Source organism: Roseomonas chloroacetimidivorans (assembly GCF_049629625.1).
In the GTDB taxonomy this organism is placed as follows: Bacteria; Pseudomonadota; Alphaproteobacteria; order Acetobacterales; family Acetobacteraceae; genus Roseomonas; species Roseomonas chloroacetimidivorans.
Genome location: NZ_JBNBZS010000205.1, coordinates 1 through 3,120 on the forward strand (window position 1 = coordinate 1; position 3,120 = coordinate 3,120).

Genomic DNA, 3,120 nt, shown 5'->3' on the forward strand with positions numbered 1-3,120 from the left:
CCGGAGCCGCTCATACTACCGTCGTAAGAGGGGTTAGCGAGTGATGCCGTCGTCGTGCTGTCCGTCATGACAGCCACTTCGGCGAACCACCACCATCAACTCAAGGCCGGGATCGGCTGACGCATACACCCGGAGCACAAGGCGCTGGCGTACCGTCGTCGCCCTGTCCCGCAATCGCCCTGCGCGCTCGTCGCACTCGATCGTATGGCGACGGCCGCGAGGCCACCCGAGCATGTCGAGAGGTCTAACCCGCGCCGGGGATCCGGACGGAGAGGTTCCATCCACGTGCACTGTTGCCTGCAGACCGCTCCGCTGGCGGGCCCTCGTCATTCAGGAGCCGTCAGAAGCCAACTCGCCCTCGGTGGCTTCCTCGAAGTCGTCTTAGCCGCTCGACGTTTTCAAAGCGTCCTTTAGACCCTGCCACCCCGGGGCTGGGCGCCGCCCCTACAGCGGTGCCCTAGGAGCGCCCGAATGCCTTGCAGAGCGCGTCCCAGGCATTGCGCGCGTCCAGCATCTTGCTCCCGACGCCGGTAGCGCGTGCGGCCCGCAGAGCAGAGAAAGCGTCGAGCGCCTTTTGCGCGAAATCAACGTTCGCCGTCATCAGATGGAGCATGGACATGTCCGAGTCCCTGCCCATGGAATCGACCGTTACGTCCGCCATGATATCCTCACACCTCGCTGGGCGTGACCGCCCTCGTCCCGCCACATTTATCCCGGTAACGGGCCCGTGAGAACTCCCATCGCGCAGGGAACTGCCATGAAATGTTGTTAAAGACAGGACAAGCTTAGGAGCCTATCGCTGCGTCGAGACAGGCTTGTAAGCCGAACCCACTCTCTACCGAGGCTATGATTTCGTGCTTCAGGGGCGCCGCTTGCGGCACGGATGTGGAACCGGCAGACCTGCTCCCGCTCTCAAAGGAGCAGCGGGAGGGATCGGCCATTCATGTCGAAGAACCCGCCCAGCCCAAACCCTAGGTGACGGGCGGCTCAGCTCCAGCTTCCTGCACGCACTCACCTCCGGCTAGTGCCACACGGGCACCGCAGAGAAGTCGAACGAGCTTGCCCCGTCCAGGCAGCGGTGGTGCTGACGGCGCAGGAGCGCGAGGCGTTGTAGCGCCCGGTCCGACGGCGCGACGCAGGTTCCAACTCAGACCACCAGGCCCACCGAGTAGGCCATGCTACCCCGTAATGCGTAGCGGGTCTGAAGTGGGCGCTCCTGCACACCGGCGGTACCATTTGATAGGCCGTCAGCGGCCAGGATCGAACGGAGGTCGATGACGAGGGCTTCAGATTGAGCGCTGGCGACTTCATCGCCTTGCCGGCTGGCCGTGCTTCCACGTCAACGATATCCCAGTGCTCCAGGCACTGAGGTTCGACTGTATGGAGCACAATCGACGCCACGCATATCTCAGCCCGCGTTCCTGGCCTCGCCGAAGGCTTGGCTGCACGTGCATGCGCCAGGTGAGATCAAGCGGCTAGAGCAACGCGTCCTCGCGATAAAATTGTCCAGTCCGGTACAGATTCGGTTGCTCCATCGTCACGGCGTGGTTTGGACACGAATGCGAAGACCGACCTGGGCAGCGATGCTTCAGACTGCCATCAGTCCTTCAAGCAGCTCAGCAGCGTTGGGTATGATACAGACAGCGAACCTCGCGCTCGCCACGCTCGGATCGACACAGCCCGGGAGCACTATTCAGCCGTGTTGCCTTCCCGGTCGGTCGCGTCTGGCGTAGCACCGAACCCGGCGTAAAGCCTGTCCAGGAGATCACCGACACCGGCGTCCAGGCTCGAGGACGCGCTGACCAGCATGGCTCCGATCAGACGTAGCCCGGCAGGGCCGCACGCCCGCCGGCGCGCCGTGACGGAGAAGCGCTCCCCCAGTCTCGTCTTCAACTCCGCCGCGGCGGCCTCTACGGCTATCCCATCGCCGCCTTCCAGCATAATTCTGACTCCGGTCTGGTACGTCATCTCTCTGCTCCAACTTGCCCGTGGGCTGGAAGCTGTCCCGGTGCCCGGCATCCGGAAATCGGGGAATACCGGGGATCATTGAGAATAGCGGGGATAAGGGGCCCAAGCGCCGGAACGAGCATGGTGCGAAGTCCGGGCGGCGCGCAGGACAAGGCTGGAGCTTCGAGGCTGAGCCGCGGGAGAGGGCGCGGCCGAGCGCTGCCTTCGCAGAGGAGAACGGTAGCCGAACCTGCTTGGCTGAGGGCGTGGGGGGGGCGAACACCACCTGATCTCGGCCGTGCGACTTACCTGGCGGGACTTGTCCGCGTGCTCGACTATCTGCCGCAACTCCGACGGTCCCCGAAAATCGCCGTGATGACATGGGCTCTCACCCTCACGTGCTGGCCGTCAGCCCGCCCCAGATCATTCATCCGCCTCCTGGACTCCGCATGCATCCTCTTACTGCGCCCCGAGGAATTGGTTCCGCTGAAGTGCAGCAATGCTCCGACCGCCGGCAACACATCGGTCAGCTTACCGCAATCACCCCTCCCCTTCCGCTAAGATGCGTTTGCCTCGCAGGTCGGGCGGCCCGGTATCGGCCTTGGGAGCTTACGTCTCGGCGTGCGCACGGGCTGCGTGGGAACTGCACTGCCGCATAGCAATACAGCATCCACCCGGAGATGCGCCATTGCCCCGGCGAATCGGACCGATTTAGGATCGAAGCCAGAAAGCCACATCCTTTCAGCACCTTGCACAAGTAATCCCGATCAAACTCCCAGAGTTGCCCCAGGTGCTGTGGGTAACCCAGCGCCGACGAAATTCGACTTGGAAGTCTGAGCACCGTCTTGAGCAGACCCGGTGCACTGCCGGCGAGGCCGGCACGGACGTTCCATCTACCATCGCTAGGTGTGAGTTGGACGAGGCGTTGCCTCCGCTTGGGTGTTGCAGGAGCAGGTGAAGAGCACGTTCGGTTCCCTAGAGCCTGCCAAGCGCGGCGACGCGGAGGCCGAAGAGCTGAACGGGCCCCGGCTGTGGGTTTGCAATGTGTGTTGGTTGGTTTGGTGTTGTTGGGGAAAGTTAGGGTGGGGTGACGGAGCGGTCTTGACGCGGGGCTCGGAAGGGGTCATTTCCCGCGCCCCGCCACGGATCGGGCTTCCCCGGAAGGGGGGCTGA

General features: G+C 63.7%; 2 protein-coding genes. Both read right to left on the reverse strand.

Annotated features, from left to right (window positions below):
- Nucleotides 1-457 precede the first annotated feature (457 nt).
- The gene (locus ACO1BU_RS36545) at nt 458-661 is read right to left on the reverse strand and encodes a hypothetical protein (protein WP_424140771.1); all 204 of its coding nucleotides are present in this window, start codon (nt 659-661) and stop codon (nt 458-460) included.
- A 1,028-nt stretch (nt 662-1,689) separates the two neighbouring features.
- Complete coding sequence (locus ACO1BU_RS36550; RefSeq protein ID WP_424140772.1) at nt 1,690-1,968, reverse strand: hypothetical protein; 279 nt, start codon at nt 1,966-1,968, stop codon at nt 1,690-1,692.
- Nucleotides 1,969-3,120: the final 1,152 nt, after the last annotated feature.

Excerpts from the sequence above, each read along its gene's own strand:
- ACO1BU_RS36545 (WP_424140771.1), bottom strand. The coding sequence starts at position 661 with ATGGCGGACGTAACGGTCGATTCCATGGGCAGGGACTCGGACATGTCC.
- ACO1BU_RS36550 (WP_424140772.1), bottom strand. The coding sequence starts at position 1,968 with ATGACGTACCAGACCGGAGTCAGAATTATGCTGGAAGGCGGCGATGGG.